Source organism: Pseudonocardia sp. TMWB2A (genome assembly GCF_017312135.1).
In genome coordinates, this window is record NZ_QKQY01000001.1 from 2,811,415 (window position 1) to 2,829,928 (window position 18,514).

At 62.9% G+C, this 18,514-nt stretch carries 21 protein-coding genes; 1 reads left to right on the forward strand and 20 read right to left on the reverse strand.

The features are described from left to right. Nucleotides 1-143: 143 nt before the first annotated feature. The 13 genes from DMP17_RS13090 to DMP17_RS13145 form a co-directional block, all read right to left on the reverse strand. Nucleotides 144-848, reverse strand: coding sequence for a lytic transglycosylase domain-containing protein (locus DMP17_RS13090; protein ID WP_337829518.1), 705 nt, complete (start codon nucleotides 846-848; stop codon nucleotides 144-146). A gap of 4 nt (nucleotides 849-852) precedes the next feature. Beyond that, nucleotides 853-1,200, reverse strand: a complete 348-nt coding sequence (locus DMP17_RS13095) for a DUF736 domain-containing protein (protein WP_337829519.1) — start codon at nucleotides 1,198-1,200, stop codon at nucleotides 853-855. Between the two features lie 68 nt (nucleotides 1,201-1,268). Beyond that, nucleotides 1,269-1,826 (reverse strand): S26 family signal peptidase, encoded by a 558-nt coding sequence (locus tag DMP17_RS13100; protein WP_337829520.1) that lies wholly within the window; start codon nucleotides 1,824-1,826, stop codon nucleotides 1,269-1,271. Further along, nucleotides 1,823-2,416: a DUF2840 domain-containing protein gene (locus tag DMP17_RS13105; protein WP_337829521.1), complete on the reverse strand. Its 594-nt coding sequence runs from the start codon at nucleotides 2,414-2,416 to the stop codon at nucleotides 1,823-1,825. Before DMP17_RS13105 ends, DMP17_RS13100 begins: the two co-directional genes overlap by 4 nt. Continuing rightward, complete coding sequence (locus tag DMP17_RS13110) at nucleotides 2,397-3,464, reverse strand: replication initiator protein A (protein WP_337829522.1); 1,068 nt, start codon at nucleotides 3,462-3,464, stop codon at nucleotides 2,397-2,399. The genes DMP17_RS13105 and DMP17_RS13110 overlap by 20 nt, the downstream gene beginning before the upstream one ends. Before the next feature lie 18 nt (nucleotides 3,465-3,482). Beyond that, nucleotides 3,483-3,764, reverse strand: a complete 282-nt coding sequence (locus DMP17_RS13115; protein WP_337829523.1) for a helix-turn-helix transcriptional regulator — start codon at nucleotides 3,762-3,764, stop codon at nucleotides 3,483-3,485. 138 nt (nucleotides 3,765-3,902) lie between these two features. Beyond that, entirely contained in the window at nucleotides 3,903-4,418 is a 516-nt protein-coding gene (locus DMP17_RS13120; protein WP_337829524.1) for a DUF2285 domain-containing protein, read from the reverse strand. Then, entirely contained in the window at nucleotides 4,369-4,659 is a 291-nt protein-coding gene (locus DMP17_RS46400) for a transcriptional regulator domain-containing protein (RefSeq protein ID WP_443217882.1), read from the reverse strand. Before DMP17_RS46400 ends, DMP17_RS13120 begins: the two co-directional genes overlap by 50 nt. A gap of 111 nt (nucleotides 4,660-4,770) precedes the next feature. Beyond that, a complete protein-coding gene (locus DMP17_RS13125; protein WP_337829790.1) occupies nucleotides 4,771-5,043 on the reverse strand; it encodes a DNA -binding domain-containing protein in 273 nt (90 codons plus the stop codon). A gap of 114 nt (nucleotides 5,044-5,157) precedes the next feature. Further along, nucleotides 5,158-5,412 carry a helix-turn-helix domain-containing protein gene (locus DMP17_RS13130; RefSeq protein ID WP_337829525.1) on the reverse strand — a complete coding sequence of 85 codons (255 nt, stop codon included), beginning with the start codon at nucleotides 5,410-5,412 and terminating at the stop codon, nucleotides 5,158-5,160. A gap of 196 nt (nucleotides 5,413-5,608) precedes the next feature. After that, nucleotides 5,609-5,935, reverse strand: coding sequence for a DUF736 domain-containing protein (locus DMP17_RS13135; RefSeq protein ID WP_067733898.1), 327 nt, complete (start codon nucleotides 5,933-5,935; stop codon nucleotides 5,609-5,611). Nucleotides 5,936-6,508: 573 nt separating this feature from the next. Continuing rightward, a complete protein-coding gene (locus tag DMP17_RS13140) occupies nucleotides 6,509-6,949 on the reverse strand; it encodes a hypothetical protein (protein WP_337829526.1) in 441 nt (146 codons plus the stop codon). A gap of 141 nt (nucleotides 6,950-7,090) precedes the next feature. After that, nucleotides 7,091-7,255, reverse strand: a complete 165-nt coding sequence (locus DMP17_RS13145; RefSeq protein WP_164975567.1) for a hypothetical protein — start codon at nucleotides 7,253-7,255, stop codon at nucleotides 7,091-7,093. Nucleotides 7,256-7,560: 305 nt separating this feature from the next. On the opposite strand from DMP17_RS13145, the gene DMP17_RS13150 reads away from it, so the two are divergent. Next, the gene (locus DMP17_RS13150; RefSeq protein WP_337829527.1) at nucleotides 7,561-8,178 is read left to right on the forward strand and encodes a plasmid pRiA4b ORF-3 family protein; all 618 of its coding nucleotides are present in this window, start codon (nucleotides 7,561-7,563) and stop codon (nucleotides 8,176-8,178) included. A 15-nt stretch (nucleotides 8,179-8,193) separates the two neighbouring features. Here the strand turns inward: DMP17_RS13150 and DMP17_RS13155 are convergent, their stop codons facing one another. The 7 genes from DMP17_RS13155 to DMP17_RS13185 all read right to left on the reverse strand — a co-directional run bounded on the left by DMP17_RS13155 (nucleotide 8,194) and on the right by DMP17_RS13185 (nucleotide 18,495). Next, a complete protein-coding gene (locus tag DMP17_RS13155) occupies nucleotides 8,194-9,120 on the reverse strand; it encodes a DUF2493 domain-containing protein (protein WP_337829528.1) in 927 nt (308 codons plus the stop codon). A gap of 305 nt (nucleotides 9,121-9,425) precedes the next feature. Further along, nucleotides 9,426-10,460 (reverse strand): DUF7146 domain-containing protein, encoded by a 1,035-nt coding sequence (locus DMP17_RS13160; protein WP_337829529.1) that lies wholly within the window; start codon nucleotides 10,458-10,460, stop codon nucleotides 9,426-9,428. Continuing rightward, nucleotides 10,460-14,770: a bifunctional class I SAM-dependent methyltransferase/DEAD/DEAH box helicase gene (locus DMP17_RS13165; protein WP_337829530.1), complete on the reverse strand. Its 4,311-nt coding sequence runs from the start codon at nucleotides 14,768-14,770 to the stop codon at nucleotides 10,460-10,462. The genes DMP17_RS13160 and DMP17_RS13165 overlap by 1 nt, the downstream gene beginning before the upstream one ends. A 158-nt stretch (nucleotides 14,771-14,928) precedes the next feature. Next, nucleotides 14,929-15,573, reverse strand: coding sequence for a hypothetical protein (locus DMP17_RS13170; protein ID WP_337829531.1), 645 nt, complete (start codon nucleotides 15,571-15,573; stop codon nucleotides 14,929-14,931). Next, nucleotides 15,566-15,982 carry a hypothetical protein gene (locus DMP17_RS13175; RefSeq protein ID WP_337829532.1) on the reverse strand — a complete coding sequence of 139 codons (417 nt, stop codon included), beginning with the start codon at nucleotides 15,980-15,982 and terminating at the stop codon, nucleotides 15,566-15,568. The genes DMP17_RS13170 and DMP17_RS13175 overlap by 8 nt, the downstream gene beginning before the upstream one ends. Nucleotides 15,983-16,075: 93 nt before the next feature. Then, the gene (locus tag DMP17_RS13180) at nucleotides 16,076-16,294 is read right to left on the reverse strand and encodes a hypothetical protein (protein WP_337829533.1); all 219 of its coding nucleotides are present in this window, start codon (nucleotides 16,292-16,294) and stop codon (nucleotides 16,076-16,078) included. A 59-nt stretch (nucleotides 16,295-16,353) separates the two neighbouring features. After that, nucleotides 16,354-18,495 (reverse strand): ParB/RepB/Spo0J family partition protein, encoded by a 2,142-nt coding sequence (locus DMP17_RS13185; protein WP_337829534.1) that lies wholly within the window; start codon nucleotides 18,493-18,495, stop codon nucleotides 16,354-16,356. Nucleotides 18,496-18,514 lie beyond the last annotated feature (19 nt).

Consider the following 18,514-nt stretch of genomic DNA (forward strand, 5'->3'; position numbering starts at 1 on the left):
GAAGGCCGCAAAAACCTCAGAAAAACAACCAACCGACCGAAGCGCAACGTGCGCCCTTTTATCCTGCCCTCCTTCGGTCGTGGAGACAGTCTCCCCCGATCCCCCGCTATCCTTCAAGGCGATGCGATGGGCAGATGTAGCGATCATCGAAGGCCATCCCCCGCCGCGCGCGCAACAAACAGCCCATGCGGCTGCGGTTGAGCCGCAGGTTCGCTGGCCTGTGCTGGCTTGGCGAATTGCTGATCGGCGGCCCCGGTGGATGGCACGCTGGATGCTGCGGAGCGTGCAACGAAGATCGGTGAACGTGTCCACGCAAAGCGATCAACCATGGCAATCGCGGTCGTATTTGCCGCATCAGTCTGGCCAATTGCAGGTGAAACCACCGCGACATAGGCGCGCGTTTCAGCAGGCAAGGGTCGGCCCCTGAGTGCAGCTTCATAGCGCCCGGGACCAGCATTGTAGGCAGCAATCCAGCCCGGCGAGCCGTAGCGATCGAACAGTTCGCGGATATAGCCAGCGCCCGCGATGATGTTGTCATGCGGGTCGAACGCATCCGCCCCCAATCGGTGCCGGGCGCGCAAATAGTCCCACGTTGCAGGCATGATCTGCATGAGGCCCATCGCTCCCTTGGGCGAAATGGCGCGAGGCTTTCCACGACTTTCCGCGTGCATGATCGCGTGCAGCCAGGCGGGAGGAATCGCAAAGCGGGACGCGGCCTCGACAATGAATTCGCCGAACGGAACGCCGGGCATTCCGCGCTCGGTCGCAGTTGATTGTGCTAACGTGGAGGTCGGCAACAGGCAGGCGCAAGTCAGGCCGGAAAGGAAGAGAAGTGCAGAACGGCGCATGGCATCAATCCCGCGCGTCGCGCTTGGAAGGACGATTCCAGTGCAGCGACCAGGATGCACCATCAGCGCCGTCACGGAACAGATTGGCGCGAACGGGCTGCGGCAGAGCAGGATCGTCAATGATCAGCGCGACGAAGGTGCCAGCGCGCTCGCCGGTGCGTTTCCAGCCCGCACCGATCTCCGGTCCGACTTCGACGCCCTCGTCGTGACGGAGGTGAATGCGATAGTCCGGCGCATTTTCAGTATCGGATGGCTCCGCAGGCACGATATCGATTTCGCGGTGATGCGCGAAGGTATGGATGCGTCCGACGAAACCGTCCGCCGCTTCAGTGAAAGTGCCGATCTGCGGCATGGGAAGTCTCCTTGGGTTGCCGTTTGCGATGCTGACAGGTGAGCAATGGCGCTGCCGAACCATCACAGTCAGCGCGCCGCCCGATGGGCGTTGGCTCGCCAGACGAATTGGCCGTTCGCCGCTTCATCGGTGTAGATCGGCGTTGCGCGTCCAATGATCGTGCGCGCAGGGGTTGGGCCGAAATAGCGGCCGTCGAGACTGTCCCGCACAGCTGAATTCATCAGAAACACGGTGCCTGCCGCGATGCGGCGGCAACCCTGCCAGACCGGCAATCTGCGCCCTTTGCGGTCGCGATCGAGCGCCTCGCCACGCGCCACGCTATCAACGGTGATCGTGGTCCTCAATCGACAGACGGTCTGTCCTGGCAGGGCCGAAACATGCTTCATCAGCGGCACGCCCTTACCGAGGTAGCCGCGCTCAGCCATGAAGTCGGCCAGATGCCGGGACGGTGCCACGGCGACCAGATCGCCGACGCGAAGACCTCGCGGCGGTTCGAGCCCATAAAGACCGATGGGAACGCTGGCAGACGCATTCCAGACCAACCGGAGCGGCACGGGCAAGAACGAAGCGATACCGATGCCCAGCGCGCAGAAATACGTCGTCATGACATAGCCGAAGCGGGTCATCCCTCGATCTCCCGGCGCTTGAGCCATGCCTGATGGCGCTCCGGCGTGTAGGCACGCGGCACCTGGCCAACGCTCATCCGGTTCGCGACATGGCGCCAGTGATCAGGGGCTACGTCGCAGGCATCGAGGCCGACGGCTTCCACGTCGTCGACCAGTTGAAGCACCTGACGAACCTTGGCCCAGCCATCGACGGTCAGCAGGATTTCGCCGCCGGGGCGAATGAAGGGCAGCGTCTGATAGGCCTCACCCGGCGCAATGGAGCGAACGATGTCGATCCGCGATGCGACGGTTCCGAAGTCGTTGGCGGCCCAGCGAATGAAACCGAAAACACTGCCCGGTCGAAAGGAAAGCACACGCCGTCGTCGGTCGAGGATCTGCTCGCTGACATGACGGCCAAACCTGATCCAGTTCTCGATCCGCTTTTCGATATGCGTCAACTCGACATGGGTCAGTGTGTCTGCAGAGCGGGCGAGCGATGCACGGCCTTGCTGCTGACCGGAGCTTGCGGCGCAGGTCATGATGGGTCTCCAGGTAAGTTGAGAAGTGATCGGTTCACGGCGCGCCGGCGGGTCATCGCCGCTGCCGGGCATTGACGGTGAGGCTGTTGCGGACCGTATCGATGAGGCTGCGCACATCGCGCGCGCGCTCTTCAAAGTTAGATTCTTGGTTAGAGTCTAAGTTACGGACGCGAATTCGGCTTGCACTGTCGCGACTTAACTCCTGATCGGGTTCCCGTTGGCACGAGCCTGAGGTTCCTGATGGCACGCGCCTTGCGGTTCCCGATGGCACGACGCCCTCCACAGGCTTTCCACCGGGCACCGATGGCTTGAATGCGAGCAGGGTCCGACCTCGGGCCTCGACTTCGAGGAACAGGACGTAGCCCGGGAGTGGCTGGCGCCGAACGATATCGCGAAGCTCGAACGCAAACCGTTTGAAGGGCGACAGGCTGCCGGACTTCAGGTGCAGATGGCGAAAGTCGAAGCGCCAACCGTGGCGCTGTTTGCCGCCGTGCTTGCGGACCAGGCGATAGAGCCAGCGATCAAGTCCGCCGGTGAGATCGAAATAGGCTCGGTCAATGGTCAGGACGAGGGCGTCGTCGAGCACGGCCTGATAGAACCAGTCGGGCAGAATCAGTTCGATGCCGTCAGGCCGGCCATTGCAGTCACGCCGCTCCTTCCATTCGTTGATCCATGAAAACCTGTGCCGCCGTCCCTCTGCATGCTGGCGGATGGACGTCGCCACGGTGGTTGATTGCAGCCGGTCCAGCGCCGCCTTCAGGCGCTGATAGTCGCGCATGGACGCGCCGCGCCCGATGAACTTCAGGACCTCATAGGGTGTTGCGACGATCAGCCGGGACGTTCGGAATCCGGCGTCGCGGGCCTCGACGATCTGGCTCGCAGCCCAGATCAGGATGTCGGCGTCCCAGATGGTCGCCATGCCATGATCCGGCACGGCCTCGACCCTGATCGAAACATTACCGGCGGCGAAGTCGATCGGGGTGACGCGGTGGGTCTTGGACAGGGAGAAGAATGGATAGGCCATGAGGTCCTGCGCGTCTCGTGGTGCAACATTGCCTGGGATCGTGCGGAACAGATCAAGCTGGCCGCGTTCCGGAGGGGATTGAAGGCGGGGCGCCATATGCGGAGCGATGCTTCGTCAGCGCGCCAGGCGGCCGGCCATCGGAACGACATCGTCCGGATGCCACTTCGCCGGCAGCACGGTGCCACGTGGGTCGGATGTCGAGGTGACGGCGCCGCGCTCGGCCCAATGCTGCAAATCATCGACCGAGTAGACCACCCGGCCGCCGAGTTTCTTGTAGGCGGGGCCGGTTCCGTATGTCCGGTGCTTTTCGAGTGTTCGCGGCGAAAGGCTGAGAAATGCGGCCGCTTCCTTGGTGCGCAGGTAGCGTGGCGGCAGAACGGCGAGATCGGGTCGCATAGGTCGGCCTTTCGTGAGCTTCGTTGGTGCCGTGGGAGATCGACGGCGGGCGAAGGCCACAATGGCGAAGCGAAATCGGCGAGATGCAGCGGGATTTTGGCCCCTGCTAAGTCCCCACACCGGTAATCGAGAGTTGCTTCAGGCCCGACGCCGGTGCCTCAGGAGGTTCCGGTATCCGCCCGCAATCATCGCGCGGGCATCGCGCAGCAGTCCCATGACAGCATGGCGCGTGGAGGAGGCTTGCCACTCATCGCGGCTGACCGGGCCAAGTCGAAACAAGGCTCGAGCAATGTCTTGTTGGGTGGCGCCATCACGCGAACCATCGAACGCCTGAAGCATCCTGCGCGCCCGCGTTCGCTGCTGGCGCGTCAGTCTGGTGTCGGGCGGGACAGCGCGACCGTGAAGCGCCGCCAGCAGACGATGCACGGCTTCAAGCCTGCCGAACCCGTCGAGGTTCAAGGGAATGACGGCTACCGCTGGATTGGACGCTGATGCCAGAAGTTGAATCTGAATGTGCTCGCCGTTGGCAAGCCAGACCATGCCCTCGCCATCACTTCCGGGGATCACGGCGGGCAGATGGTCGCCGCCAGACTCTACGTCCAGCTCAGGTGGAGCTTCCGCCAGAACGACAATGCTGGTGTCGTCCTGGGGCATCCAGAAAACGGTGGCGGCAGCGTGATCGAGTGCGGGGTCCACCGCGAAATCGCAACCTCCAGCGCTGGCGGATCGCGTCCGTCAGCATGACTATGTCGGCGTTGTGCGCCGATAAGGCATCAAAATCGCGGTTGTAGGCTTCGTTTCGTCGAAGCCATTCCCACGCAAGACCCGAGGCACTCATGCGTTCGACGGGCTCGTAGCGTTCTGAAGAACGCCATTGCGATGCATCCGGCATCATCACGATTCTCCCCCGGCCTCAACCGATTACGGGAGGGCGATGATTCCTCGCAGAGACAGACGTCGGAAGTCCCCATGTCGGCAACAGGTGATGCCGGTGCGGCATCACCTGCTAGTCTGGCGGCCCCTTGCGCAGGAGCTCGCGATAGCCGTGCTCGGACATCCATTGCGCACGCGCCAGATGGGCATCGTGGACCTTTCGGGACCTCACCGGATCAATCGCGGCATCGAGGTCGAAGAGAATGCGCGTGGCCTCACGCCAGTCGGCGCCGTCCCTGTGGGCATCCAGAAGCCGCAGGTACAGCACCATGTGCTCACGATCGTAGGAGGTGAGTTGCTGGCCTTGCGGCGGTTCATCAAGGAACTGCGGTGTAGACTCATCCATCACCGGCCACCAAGTTGTTCTAGGTGTTTTTGCGACTTTCCATTGGCCCTAGCATTGATCCAGGACAGCGGCTCGCGAAATTTTTCCGGTCGCTGACAGGTAGGACAGCCAGCCTCACGGCCGGGTCGGTCGATCCCCTGGATGATGGAGCCGCAGAACACCTTCGCCCTTCTCCGTGGACAGGAGAACGACACCGGCGGATTCAAGCGCCCTGCGCACCTGATCGCGTGTGGTTTCATACACTTCGAGCCCGCTTTCGGATTCGAGGCGTTTGAGCGCGGTCAGTGAGACCTGGGCCTTGTCAGCGAGCGTCTCCTGTGTCCATCCCAGCAACGCGCGTGCGGCCCGCGATTGGCGAGCGGTGATCATGCATGATCGCCTCCCACCGCCGCGGATGAACGCGCCAGAACTACGACTATATTAGTCGTCCTTGCCGCAAATACCACCTCTATCCTGCGCCGATCGACCTCTTAAGCCGCGGACTATTTGTGCAGTTGGCGGAACTGATTCGGTCGCCCGAATGCCAAATGGCCCCGACCGTTCTGGTCGGGGCCTGGCGGGGACCTCAGTCGCCCCGGCGTCCGTTGGGGCGGGACCAGATCAGCGAGTAACCTTCGCCGTCTTCGTCGTCGAAGAGGTTGGCGTAGATCGGGGCGTTGAAGCTGGGATCATCGAGCTTGAGGCCCAGATAGTCGCGGCCCTCGCCCGAACGCTTGGACCAGGCTGCGCCGATTTCCGCGCGGCCGACCACGACGCGGTGGCTGGGGGCGTTTTCGCCGGTGGCGCGCAGGTCGGGGATGATGCGCACGCCCTTGGCCTGGACGCTGAGGGTGATGATGTCGCCGGTGAACTCGTTCGAGCCGGTCTTCTTGAAGGTGCCGATGGTAGCCATGAGAAATCTCCATTCGTTCGTCTTCGAACCCGCACCATTGCGGCCTCGATGGCGATCGAGAGGCCGGAGACGACCGACGGCGCACAGCTTGCTGCCGCAGCGAAGCGTAGGACAGCGTAAAGCCGGCTTTCTTGTCTCGCGAGGAATGACGGCCCTGGCCGGCAGGGGAAGAAAGTTGGCGGAACACTGTTGCGGCATAGGCGGTCGAGGCACAGCCGATCTTCGGCCAGATCAGCCCATTACAGAGGCCGTTTGGAGCGGGCGCGAGCGATCAGATACGGGACGTGCGTGGTGACACCCCTTCAGCTTCAGACCGGCACGGCGGAACAACGCTGTGATTTCTCCCGCGCCAGGCATGTACGTGGGCAATCGAACGAAGCACGCTTCAGGCAGCGGCCCGGGCCACGATTGGTCGCATGCCGCCTCAATCGGGCAACCCCAGATCGTTCGGACAGTGCCGCAGACCATGCAGGGTCCAGCTTGATGCGACTGTGCAGCCTAATATTCCGCTCTCGTCCAGCAGGACGGCAATGACTTCGCCTCGCAGGTCGTCCAGTGAGCTGCTGGGGCGCTTCAGGCGCTCGTCAAATGCCCCGACGACGGCTTGGTGCCTGCCATGCTTGCCACCCGAACGAATGCCGTGCAGCCGACCGCGATCGCGCCGATCACCGAGAACAGCTGCTGCCAGGCTTCGGATGGCATGGCGTGTTTTACGATGCCGTGGGTGGCGTGATAGCCGGCGATGACCGCCGGTGCGACGAAGACGAGTGCGATCAGGAGCCTTGCCCAGGTCGTTCGCGCCAGCATCAGGCCGAGCTGCCCAACGCCGAGCGTCAGGCCTGCCGCGAGCAGTCCGGCGAATATCGCGCCGAGCAAGCCGGCGCCGGATTGATAGGCCCATGCGCCGACGCTCATGCCGACAAAAAGGGGCAGCGCGAACACCGCAAACGTGAATAGCAACCAGCAGAAGAAGCCGATCGCCGCTATGGACAGCAAAATGCCAAGAATAATCATGGTGGTGGTCTCCCGTGAGAATTGGTCTGACGGTCGCGCCTCCACCACCACCGCGGCGCGTTTTGCACTATAGCGAAAGTCAGTCCCGAGCGGGAGCGGAAACCGTTACAGTTCCCGCTCCGCTTGAGCGGTTGGACGCGGTCAGACCGCGAAGGGATCGATTTCTGCGATGACTTCGGCATCGTGATCGAATTCGGTGGCCGGTACGACCGACAGGCTGCCGTCACCGGCGCGAAAAATGACGATGGCAACCATCAGGGTGGCGGCGAGGCTGAAGGCGAAAGCTTGCGCGTCGTTGAGGGACATCGGACCTGCTCCTGTTCGAAGCGGAGGCTCATCCCCCGCTGACAGGCGCCCGAAGTGACCGGGCAAGGGCTGCAATCACCGCACTGACGCAGACAGCGCGGCGGCACGCTTTGCGTAGTCCGACCCTTTACGGGTTGATGGCGTCAGGCCCTTGGCAGGGCCAAGGATCAGCGCATTTGAAGTGGGGGCTGTGTAGCTGCCGAACTGGGGCGACTGGGCTAAAGCTCAGCGTCCAAGTGAAAATTGCGCACCTCGCATCTGTGACAAGCCTTGACGTCGCCCACCTTCGAAGGCTTGTTGCCAGTATGTTCGAACCCTTCAATGCCATTCAGCTTCGCGTTTCGATCGACGACATTGACCCTCCGGTCTGGAGGCGTCTGATCGTCCCAATTCACTGGAACCTTGAGCAACTCCACCTGACAATCCAGGCGGCGTTCAACTGGTGGAATTACCATCTGCACGAGTTCCAGATCGGTGGCCTGCGTTTTGGCGATGCCGCCGCTGCCTACGAGGGGTCCTGCGGAGACGACCCGCAGGTCTTTGAGCAGGCCGACGTGCGCTTGCGGGACTTCACGAGAGCAGGAGCCAGCTTCAACTATCTCTATGATTTTGGCGACAGTTGGTCGCACACCGTCGAATTGGAACAGTGGCTTTCCCTCGATGTTGCGCCGAAGAAGGCCCGATGCGTGGATGGCGCGCGTGCTCGCCCTCCGGAAGATGTCGGCGGCATACCCGGCTATGAACGGTTTCTCGAAATCATGGCGGACCCCGGCGACCCAGAGCATCGCGAAACCAAGCAGTGGTGCGGCGGGCATTTCGATCCTGATTGGTTCGACCTTGCGATCGTCGACAAGGATGTAGGCAACGCGCTGAAACCCAATGTGAAGCGACGCTTGCACCAGCCAAAACCCCGAAAGGATTAGTATCGTCGGCGGCGCTTACGCGCCGCCTGAGCCGAACCGATAGACCGGAATTCCGAGCTTACGGGCCTTGTCGGCAAGATTGTCCTGAATGCCCGTGCCAGGAAAGATGATGACACCGATCGGCATGACGGCGAGCATTTGATCGTTGCGCTTGAACGGTGCGGCCTTCGCATGCCTGGTCCAGTCCGGCTTGAACGCAACCTGCGGCACCTTGCGGGTATCAGCCCAGCGCGAAGCAATCTTCTCGGCGCCTTTGGGAGTGCCGCCGTGCATCAGCACCATGTCGGGATGCTTGGCCCGAATCTGGTCGAGCTTTGCCCATATCAGCTGATGGTCCGTACTCTCACCGCCGGAAAATGCGATCTTCGGCCCGGCGGGGAGAAGCACTTCGGTCTCGGCGCGCCGTTTGGCATTGAGGAAATCCCGGCTGTCGATCATGGCGGAGGTCAGGTTGCGATGGTTGACCATGGAGCCGGAGAGCGGCTTCCAGCTTGATCGGGTTTGCCGTTCAAAATGTTCAGCGGCCTGGTCACGCATCAATTCGAAGGCATCGCGCCGTTCGAGGAGGCTCTGTCCCTGAGCGGTCAGGCGTTCCAGTTCGACCGACTTCACCTCGCTGCCGTCCTGCTCGTTCTGGAGACGGCGTTGGCCCACCTCATTGTCATCGAGTTCGCGTTCGATCCGTTGGCAGGCGCGATGGAAGAGATTCACGGTCGACCACAGGAGGTCGTCGAGGTCGGGTTCGAGGCGCGTGTCCTCCAGACTGGAAATCAGGGCGTCGAAGATGTCCGCGACGGCACCGGCCACACGATTGCCTTCGGGCAGCGGGCGGGGATCGGGTTCGTCCTCGAAGGGGCGATAGCCATAGAGCTGGAGTTCCTGCAAAACATGGTCGGTTGGGGAGGAATTGTGATACGGTTCAAAATCGTCGTGCTCGTCCATCGGATGCTCCATCGATTGGACCGCGCCCTCGCGGCCTTCATGGCGATGAAGCCCACGAACGGGCTGGTCCTGCACCCGTAAGGGCCGGAGCGAACGCGGAGGATGGCAAAGGCCGGCTATTTTGTTTCGCGATGGAAAGGCGCGGCCCGCGCGCCGCCGGAAAATAGCTGGCCGCCGCCATTGCTGGACCAGAACGCTTGTGGGCCTATCGCCCTCTCGAAGGCCGGGCGCGGCCTCTGTCGATGGTGAGACCTGTCGTGAAGGCTACGCATGCACCGGACCGCGTGATTTCCCCATGCCGTCGGTCAAGCCGCAGAACTCAGGAAACGAGCAATATCCTGCGGGGCAAATTGGCCCCGGATTCTTGCCCGCAGCGCGTCGAGACCGTGCGCGCGCAGATCCTCGTTGAAATCCCCGAGTGCTGGCGACAGCTCGATCGCCTCGATCCCGATCGCGTTGGCTCGTTCGACCAGGCTATCACGCGCCCAGTCACCTGCCGGGTCATTGTCGCGGATGATGTAGAGGCAGCGCAACGCTTCCGGGAACGCGATCGCAGCGAGGTGCGCTGCCGAAAGGGCTGCCGCCATGGCCATGTCAGGTGCGGCTTCGCGAACGGACAACACACTTTCGATGCCTTCACCGGCGGCCATGACTTCGCCGGGTACGCCAAAGCGAACCGCATGGCCGAGCAGCTCTCCCATCGCCTTGCGCGGTGTATCGATGGGCGCCTTGTCCTTGCCATCGGGTGCAAGCCATGTGCGATGAACCCCGGTGATCTGGCCATTGAGATCGGTGACGGCGGCGATCATCGCTGGCCAGGTCTGGGTGATCTCATCGGTCTCTGGCCGATAGTAGCATCGGGGATGGAAGCGCAGGCTTGCAGGTCCCGGAAGATCTGCAATGCCGCGCCGACGCAAGTAGGTGCCGGCCACTGAGCTGCCGATTGGCTGCGACATGGCAAAGAGCCGTTTTGCGGCTTCAGCCGAGCCAGACGCAGCGCGCGGCAACTGGTGCCGCAACGGCGCGGGTTCAGAATGTGGCAGGCTCAGAAATGCGCGTGCTTCCTCGGCAACATCAGCAAAATCGGCCAGCCCCCGCGCCATTCGAATCAGGTCGAGCAAATCGCCGTGGTCGCCGGTCGCAGCATCCTGCCATTTCCCCGCGGGTCCTTTGGGGGAGTCATTGAGCCGGACGAAGAGGGAGCGTCCCGGCGTGTTATTCGCATCGCCAACCAGCCAATAGTTGCCGTTTTTCCGGCCAGCATTGAGGTAACGGCGGCACACCGCCTCGGCTTGGCGGCCAAGACGATGAGCAAGGTCGCCTGCATCCATCCGCGCCATCAGGCTGCCTCCCGCTCGGACATGCGCGAGACCGGATAGGTTTCGAGCAAGCGGGCGAGAATGGCGACGCCGGCGCCGCCGATAGGGACGAAGAAGCGGAGCTTCCAGGAGATGATCTCCGTGAACAGTCCGTAAGCGCGCAGGCGTTCACGCATCGCATCGGTAAAGCCGGTCAACTCGATGCGGTTCGCGCCCATGACCCTGGTGCGCCGCAATTGCAGACCTTCGGCGAGATCGATGATCGTCTGCCCATCAAGAAGGGCTGCGTAGGCAGCATCGGCAGTCAGGTCGAGTGCGCCGACGTTGTTTGCATTCGCCGCCCATGCCGAGGAAACACGACGGCCAATGATACGCTCGCCGTCATCGGTCTGAAGCCGATAGACCCGCGTCGATTCGTCGGGCAGCCGTTTCCACACCGGCAGGAGCAGGCCGGCAACGATGTGGATCGTGCTGTCCGTGAAGGTCGGCACATCGGCCAGTTCATGCTGCCAGGCATGAGCGAAGGCATCGCGGTCGACCTCCTCCCAGTGGCTGTCGGCCATCGCGGCGAGCGAGGCGTGATGGCGTTCCATGGGACGGATCAGGCGGACGCGGCGCTCGATTTCACCATCGTCGAGCATCAACGATGGCGCCGGGACCTGAACGGCGGCGCGGCCGGACTTGGTGTTCACCAGCAATCGCCCATGATCATTTTCCACCCACGCCAGCGCATCACCAAGCGACATGGGTCGATTGCGTTCGCGTTGGGTAATGGTCAGCAGGCGCGTTTGCGCACCGGTTGCGGGATGGGTGTAGATGCTCACCCGATCTGTGACCATGAAGCTCTCAGCGGTCAGCGTCTCGAGTCCCAGATCATAGGTGCCGCTGGCGATGGCACCGGCGACCTTGGTGTCGAGCAATTGCTCGAATGCGGTGAAAAGGATGCCCTGCAACTCGATGGTCAGGGCCAGAAGCCGGTTGAGGAAGGTCGTGATCGGCGGCAATTCGTCCTTGATCCCGTTGGTGTCCGTCAGCTTCAGACCCGTGGCGTGCTCAAAGCGTTCAAGCGAACACCCCTCGATCTTCCCACGGACCAAGAGCAGATAGAGCTGGCGCAGTGCTGCACGGGCATAGGGGCTTTCGAGATTGTCCTCGGGTCGGAACAGGCCCTGACCACCCGTCTGCCGTTGGCCTCGCGTGATGGCACCGAGCGTGTCGAGCCTGCGCGCGATCGTGCTGAGGAACCGCTTCTCGGCTTTTACGTCTGTTGCGATCGGGCGGAAAAGCGGTGGCTGGGCCTGATTGGTACGATTGGTGCGGCCGAGGCCCTGGATCGCGGCGTCAGCTTTCCAGCCCGGTTCGAGGAGATAGTGAACGCGCAGGCGCTGGTTTCGAGCGGACAGGTCGGCATGATAGCTTCGCCCTGTGCCACCGGCGTCCGAGAACACGAGGATGCGCTTGAGGTCATCCATGAAAGCCGCCGTCTCCACCAGATTGGCGCTGGCTGCCCGGTTTTCGACCGCGAAGCGCTCACCCTTGCGCACGATTCGCCGCGACCGGCCGGTGACTTCTGCGACCATCTCCGTGCCGAACCGCTGGACAATCTGGTCGAGCGCTCCGGGAACGGGCGACAGGGACGCAAGCCGCTCGATGAGATCGTCGCGGCTCGCTACCGCCTCACGGCATTCGACCGGTTGGCCATCCCGAACGACGGGACGGGACGCAAGGTTTCCCTCGCTGTCGGTGTAGGGCTCGTAGAGCTGCACCGGGAAGGAGTGCTGCAAATAGGACAGAACATATTCGCGCGGCGTGATGTCCACGCGGACGTCGCACCATTCCTCAGTCGGTATGTCGGCTAGACGCCGTTCCATGAGGGCTTCGCCGGTCGAGACGATCTGGATCACGGCGGAGTGACCGGCTTCAAGATCACGTTCGATGGATCGGATCAGGGTGGGCGTCTTCATGGAAGTCAGCAGGTGGCCGAAGAAGCGCTGTTTCACTGACTCGAATGCGCTGCGTGCCGCCGATTTGGCCTGGCGATTGAGAGTGCCATCGCTACCGGTGATATTCGCGGCTTCCATCGCTGCATCCAAATGGTTGTGGATGATCGCGAAGGCGCCAGCATAGGCGTCATAAATCCGGCGCTGATCGTCGGTCAGTTGATGTTCGACCATTTCATATTCGACGCCGTCGTAGGAAAGTGAGCGGGCGGTATAAAGTCCGAGCGAGCGCAAATCGCGCGCCAGCACTTCCATGGCTGCAACTCCGCCGTCCTCGATTGCCTCGACGAATTCGGCGCGGGTCGCGAACGGGAAATCCTCGCCGCCCCACAGACCGAGGCGCTGAGCATATGCGAGGTTGTGAACACTGGTGGCGCCGGTTGCGGAGACATAGACGACACGGGCATTGGGCAGCGCATGCTGGAGGCGCAGGCCTGCACGCCCCTGTTGGGAAGGAGCGACGTCACCGCGTTCTCCTTTACCGCCACCGGCATTCTGCATGGCATGGCTCTCGTCGAATATGATCACGCCGTCGAAATCGGCACCTAGCCAATCCACGATTTGCCGGACCCGCGAAACCTTGTCTCCGCGTTCGTCGGAGCGCAGCGTGGCATAGGTTGCAAACAGGATGCCTTCCGACAAACTGATCGGCTTGCCCTGCGCGAAGCGGGACAGAGGAGTGACGAGGAGGCGTTCCATGCCGAGCGCCGACCAGTCGCGCTGCGCATCCTCGATCAGCTTGTCGGACTTGCTGATCCATACCGCCTTTCGTCGGCCCTGTAGCCAGTTGTCGAGAATGATCCCGGCTGATTGACGCCCTTTGCCCGCGCCGGTCCCGTCGCCAAGCATGAAGGCCCGACGGAAACGGACCGTGGCCGGCGCACCTTCAGGCGCGGCCTGCACGAGGTCAAAGGTCTCATCGACGGTCCACGATCCGGCGAGGTAATCGCTGTGTGCCTCGCCAGCGTAGATCACGGTTTCCAGCTGCGCATCAGACAGCAGAGTATGGATGTTGACCGGCAAACGCGGACGATAGCTCGGCTTGGGAGGCGCGACTGATGCCATCGCGGCGGACTGCACCAGCTTGGTCGGATGGGGCTGCGAGCCGGGGATGCAGATCGATTGAAGCGCGTAGCCTTCATAGAGGCCGTCGCTCATTCGCGTATCTTCGGGCGGGCTCCAGTCGACGGTTTCATAGGCAAGGTCGCGGCTTTCGGGGTCGGCCACGATGCTGCCACTGGGACTTTTGGACGTCGTTCGAGCGAGATAGCCGCGCACCGACTTGGGAATCACAGTAATCTGCGCTCTCGTTTCCGGCAGCGTGACAGGAAGTCGCGGCGGAACCTGCGCTTCGATCCACTCCAGCAGCTTTGCCACATCCGGAGCGCTTCCCGGCGATGGCGGAAACATGCTTGGATCGTTTGCCGGCAACTTGTCGATGACGGTCAGGCGCGTCGGAAAAGTCGTGCCGTGGCGGGCATAGAGCGCGCCTGCAATCGGGCAGCTGAACACGACGCGCGCGCGCGCCTGCAAGCTGACAAAAGCTTCTCGACAGTCGGAAGTGTCCGGCCCGACATTGGCACCAGTGATGGTGACGAGCCTGCCGCCCGGCGCCAATCGGCGCAGCGCGGACGAAATGTGACGAAAGCCCGCGTCCTGCACGCGTCCGGAAACATGGGCCATGGCCGAAAACGGCGGGTTCATCAGCACGACGGAGGGGGCGAATGCCGGATCGAGATGATCATCGATCTGCGCGGCATCGAAGCTTGTGACAGCCGTGTCCGGGAACAGCATGGCGAGGAGGCCGGCCCGGGTTTCCGCTAACTCGTTGAGGGTGAGTGAGCCGCCGGCCAACTGCGCGAGAATGGCCAATAGGCCCGTGCCCGCCGACGGCTCAAGCACGCGGTCGCCGGGGCGGATTTCCGCTGCGGTCAGCGCGGCGAGGCCAAGCGGGACTGGCGTCGAGAACTGCTGAAGCGCCTGGCTTTCCTCGGAGCGGCGGGTGTGGGTGGGAAACAGGCCCAGGATCTTGGTCAGGGCAGCCAGACGAGTTGCGGGCGTCGCGGCTTTGCGAAACAGCGCCGTACCGTATTTTCGCAGGAACAGCACCTTGGCGGTCTCGCAGGCTTCGTAGGCTTGCTTCCAGTTCCACGCACCCGTTGCATCTGAGGCACCGAAAGCGGTTTCCATGGCTTGCCGCAACTGGGCGGCGCTAATCGGATGGCCCTGTTCCAGCCAAGGAAGCAGTAGTTCGCCTGCCGCGAGAATGTTGGCGGCAGGGTCGTGCGAAAGTGTCGTCGCCGGATCGGCAACGGCTGACAGGATGTTCATGGGGTGAGACCTCAACGAGAGCGGGAAGGAACGAGCCCCGCGCGACGCTCTCTCTCAGCCGCGCTGACCTCGTCCCGTCCCGGCGAACCTCTCCCTCTCCCCAGCATCGGCGCGTGAAGTATCGTTGGGCGCCTGCCTATGCGGGGGGCTGCATCGCGTCAGCCGAACCGGCGGCCGGTTTCCGCAAATGTGTAGGCGTTGGCGGCGATCGCCTCGTCGATGCGTTCATCGGACGACTGATATTCGTAATCGCGCTCCAACTGCCGGTAGAGCCAGCGAGCCAGATCTCGTAGAGCTTCGACGATGATTTCTTCGGCGTCGGACGTCATGTCCTGACCGAACGGACTCTCGCGTTCGACCGCGATTTCCATGCAATACTCGTGATAATAATGACCGCGGTGACGGGCTTGCGCATGAAGCTGGTAGAAGTTGCGTCCCTGCACAGCCTGCAAGCCGTCGGCGAGGTGGTGGAGCGCCGTATCCTGAGGGGCATATGCGCGGATCTTTGCCGGTGCGCCGCGCGCATAGGCGTAGCGCCCCTCGAAGCAGGCACCGTCGCCCTGACTCCAAAAGCCTCGGAAATAGATGCACGGCTCCTGCCGCGATCCGCCGCCCAGGAGACGAATGGCGCGGGTTTTGAACGTGACCCCCAAAATGGCGCAGACCTGCTCGAAGTCAGTGTAGACGGCGTCGTACCAGTCATGGTCGAACCCGCCCTCGCGAAACCAGGCCCGGGCCTTGTCCTTCGCCGTCTCGTCCAATTCTGCCAGCTGGTAGACGGTGGTTTCGATAATCTCAGGCATCGCCGTCGCCCCCATCAAGGACCGACGCGAGCCATCCGTCGGTGTAGGTCCAGGCGATGGTTTCAAGGGCCGCCAGATCAAGGACGTGAGCGCCTCCGCCGAAACCATCCAGACGCGGCTTCGAGCATGTGTTGGCGTATTGGAAGCCCCACCTGCCAGTGAGCTGGAACTGTCCGGCACAGCGCAGCACGAATTGAATGACGCGCTCCGGGTCTCCGGTCACATCATCGCGAATCCATAGTGCGGTGCCGCCATGCTCGGGCTGGATCGAGAGGAGAAAGCCCTCCGATGGTGGTTCCTCCGAGGCGCCCTCCTCGGAAAGGGCGTTGTACAGAGCGAGTGCGCGGGCGGCATTTACAGGCGTGCCGACGTCGAGCAGGCACGAGAAATGGGTGAAATAGTCGGCCATTTGAAGCCTCCGGATAAAAATACCCGGCGCTCGCGCGGACGCTGCCGCACAGTGATGACCGGGCTGAGGTGGGAAAGAATTGTGGAAGTGGGGTCAGTACCCAAATTGCCATGACGGCCAGTCTTGGCCGTCGTCGTCGGCAGCGAGGGCCGACGGCAGCAGGTCTGCGTCCCCCTCGACGAGGATCGGATCACGAACCGGCGTTTCGTCGATGACTGTGACGCAGGTGACGATGCCGTCTTCGACTTCGACGTGGACGGGCACGAGGAACTGGAAGACCACGTGGCCTGTGGGCATGGGCAAATCGGTCATGGCGCATTCCCTTCGAGAGGGGCGCGGAGGGCAGACTTTCCACCCTCCGCGCATGGCGATCATTCGGCAGCGATGGCGGGGAGTTCTTCGTCCGCGCTTTCCTCGGGCTCCTCATCGTCGCCGTCATCGGTGAGGAATGCCGGCAGCGCCGCTTCCCCCTCATCCTGATCGACAAGATCGGCGCCGGAGATGCCATCCGGGTCGGCAAGCCGCAGTGGCTCCGGCAACCAGCCAGAATCCGCGAGCAGGCGTTCGGCCTCCTTCGCCATGTCGCCCTTCTTCATATGGTCGATGAGCTGGGCTGCGCGTTCACCAGCGCCCTCGCGCACGGCCTCGATGATGCGGGACTTGGTCACACGGCCGAGGTAGTTGCCGACGGTCGGTCGCCATCCGACCTGCACCATATCCAGGCCGGTTTCCCGCGCGAGGCGGTCGGCCTGGTCAAAGCGTAATTGCAGACCGTACTCGCTGACGCCCGAACCGCTGTAGGGATTGGGCCGCTCGTAAAGCGCGTTGACGCCATAGCTCACGCAGTGAGCGAGGAGCGCCAGACGGTTCTCCTCGTCGAGCCCGGTCAGCCAGTCCCACAGCGCGGTGTCATCGGCGGGGATGCGGCTTTTCCATTGCTCGTTGCGTTCGTCGACCGACTTGACCGACAGGCTGTTGCCCAGTTCCTCGGCCTGGGCCGGGAAGAAGATGTGTCGGACCTGTGCATCGAGAACGCCGCTCATCGAGCGGTGGTGGAAGGCATCCGAGACGAGCTTGTGAAGCAATGCCGTCATCGCGATCCGCGGATTCTGGGCGACCGCATCGCGCAACGCGAGTGTGCGGTGGGCGGTCAGCTCGGTCACCAGGCGTTCGGGCAGCGGCTTGATGCCGTCTTCCTCTTCTTCCTCAGCGGGGACAGGCTGGCCGCCCACGGTGACGACGACAGGCCGGATAGCCTGGGCCAGTGTCGGTTCGCTGTGCCTGGTCTCACCGGTCCCGTCGTCATCTTGGTCGGATGCGATCGGTGCCTCATCTTCAGGGCGGACATAACCGCGATCAGCGATCAGCGATCCGTCAGAGTCGATGGTGACGAACACGCCAGCGTTGGCGATCTCGGCGGGGTCATAGCGCATGGGCCGGTTGTCGAGTGCCTCCAGGGCCGCCTCGATTTCACCGAGCCGCTGATCGACTTCATCGGGCAGCTCATCAGCGTCTTCATACTGGTCGGTCAGGCGATCGAGTTCGGCCTGCAATCCGGCGCGCGTGGCTTGCTCCTCCTCGGTCATGTCGAGCGGCGTGCCGATGAGCTCACGCATTGCGTGCGTGACGCCGTAGGGGATGCTGAGGCTTGACTCGACCCACTTCCATCCCTCCGTGGCGATCCGGTCGGCCTCGACGCGAAGCTTTTCGGCAACAAGCCGGTCGAGCAGGCCTACATCCTGGAACCAGCCGCCATCATCGGACTGGAACAGATCGCGCAGCACGATGCCGCCGGCCGCTTCATAGGTTTCGAGCCCAACAAAAAGCGCACGCTTGTCCGAGGCCCGGACGGTGGTTTCGGTGAGCATCCGCCGGATCTGCCAGGGTTCCTTCTGCCAGCTGTCGCGGACCGCGTCCCAGACCTGCTCCTGGCGCGCGTGGTCTTCCGAGACGGTGAAGGCCATCAGCTGCTCTAGGGTCATGCCGTCCTCGGCGTAGACCTCGAGCAAACTGGGCGCGGCGGCCGCAAGGCGCAGGCGCTGCTTCACGACATTGACGCCGACGAAGAAGGCCGCAGCGATGGCTTCTTCGGTCATGCCCTTGTCCCGCAAGGCCTGGAAGGCGCGGAACTGGTCGAGGGGGTGGAGCGGTGCGCGCTCGATGTTTTCGACCAGCGAGACTTCATCGATGAGAATATCGCTGGCAGCATTCCCAACGACGCAGGGCACCGGCGTGGTGCGGGCGAGGCGCTTCTGCTTGGCGAGGAGTTCGAGCGCACGGTAGCGGCGCCCGCCGGCGGGCACTTCGAACATACCGGTTTCGACGCCGTCGGCGTCCATCACCGGCCAGACGTGCAGTGACTGGATGAGACCGCGCCGGGCGATGGATTCGGCCAGTTCCTCGACCGACACTCCGGCCTTTACGCGTCGGACGTTGGACTGGCTGAGCACCAGCTTGTTGAAGGGGATGTCGCGCGACGACGACAGGGTGATCTTCTGGGCAGCAGTTGCCATGGTGTTTACTCCGCGACGG

What these genes read in the sequence shown, in the direction of transcription:
- DMP17_RS13180 (WP_337829533.1), bottom strand. Translation starts at nt 16,294, where the DNA reads ATGACCGATTTGCCCATGCCCACAGGCCACGTGGTCTTCCAGTTCCTC.
- DMP17_RS13100 (WP_337829520.1), bottom strand. Translation starts at nt 1,826, where the DNA reads ATGACCCGCTTCGGCTATGTCATGACGACGTATTTCTGCGCGCTGGGC.
- DMP17_RS13130 (WP_337829525.1), bottom strand. Translation starts at nt 5,412, where the DNA reads ATGATCACCGCTCGCCAATCGCGGGCCGCACGCGCGTTGCTGGGATGG.
- DMP17_RS13165 (WP_337829530.1), bottom strand. Translation starts at nt 14,770, where the DNA reads ATGAACATCCTGTCAGCCGTTGCCGATCCGGCGACGACACTTTCGCAC.
- DMP17_RS13140 (WP_337829526.1), bottom strand. Translation starts at nt 6,949, where the DNA reads ATGATTATTCTTGGCATTTTGCTGTCCATAGCGGCGATCGGCTTCTTC.
- DMP17_RS13090 (WP_337829518.1), bottom strand. Translation starts at nt 848, where the DNA reads ATGCGCCGTTCTGCACTTCTCTTCCTTTCCGGCCTGACTTGCGCCTGC.
- DMP17_RS13175 (WP_337829532.1), bottom strand. Translation starts at nt 15,982, where the DNA reads ATGGCCGACTATTTCACCCATTTCTCGTGCCTGCTCGACGTCGGCACG.
- DMP17_RS13145 (WP_164975567.1), bottom strand. Translation starts at nt 7,255, where the DNA reads ATGTCCCTCAACGACGCGCAAGCTTTCGCCTTCAGCCTCGCCGCCACC.
- DMP17_RS13115 (WP_337829523.1), bottom strand. Translation starts at nt 3,764, where the DNA reads ATGCGACCCGATCTCGCCGTTCTGCCGCCACGCTACCTGCGCACCAAG.
- DMP17_RS13185 (WP_337829534.1), bottom strand. Translation starts at nt 18,495, where the DNA reads ATGGCAACTGCTGCCCAGAAGATCACCCTGTCGTCGTCGCGCGACATC.
- DMP17_RS13160 (WP_337829529.1), bottom strand. Translation starts at nt 10,460, where the DNA reads ATGGCGCGGATGGATGCAGGCGACCTTGCTCATCGTCTTGGCCGCCAA.
- DMP17_RS13110 (WP_337829522.1), bottom strand. Translation starts at nt 3,464, where the DNA reads ATGGCGCCCCGCCTTCAATCCCCTCCGGAACGCGGCCAGCTTGATCTG.
- DMP17_RS13170 (WP_337829531.1), bottom strand. Translation starts at nt 15,573, where the DNA reads ATGCCTGAGATTATCGAAACCACCGTCTACCAGCTGGCAGAATTGGAC.
- DMP17_RS13155 (WP_337829528.1), bottom strand. Translation starts at nt 9,120, where the DNA reads ATGGACGAGCACGACGATTTTGAACCGTATCACAATTCCTCCCCAACC.
- DMP17_RS46400 (WP_443217882.1), bottom strand. Translation starts at nt 4,659, where the DNA reads ATGATGCCGGATGCATCGCAATGGCGTTCTTCAGAACGCTACGAGCCC.
- DMP17_RS13095 (WP_337829519.1), bottom strand. Translation starts at nt 1,200, where the DNA reads ATGCCGCAGATCGGCACTTTCACTGAAGCGGCGGACGGTTTCGTCGGA.
- DMP17_RS13125 (WP_337829790.1), bottom strand. Translation starts at nt 5,043, where the DNA reads ATGGATGAGTCTACACCGCAGTTCCTTGATGAACCGCCGCAAGGCCAG.
- DMP17_RS13135 (WP_067733898.1), bottom strand. Translation starts at nt 5,935, where the DNA reads ATGGCTACCATCGGCACCTTCAAGAAGACCGGCTCGAACGAGTTCACC.
- DMP17_RS13105 (WP_337829521.1), bottom strand. Translation starts at nt 2,416, where the DNA reads ATGCCCGGCAGCGGCGATGACCCGCCGGCGCGCCGTGAACCGATCACT.
- DMP17_RS13120 (WP_337829524.1), bottom strand. Translation starts at nt 4,418, where the DNA reads ATGCCCCAGGACGACACCAGCATTGTCGTTCTGGCGGAAGCTCCACCT.
- DMP17_RS13150 (WP_337829527.1), top strand. Translation starts at nt 7,561, where the DNA reads ATGTTCGAACCCTTCAATGCCATTCAGCTTCGCGTTTCGATCGACGAC.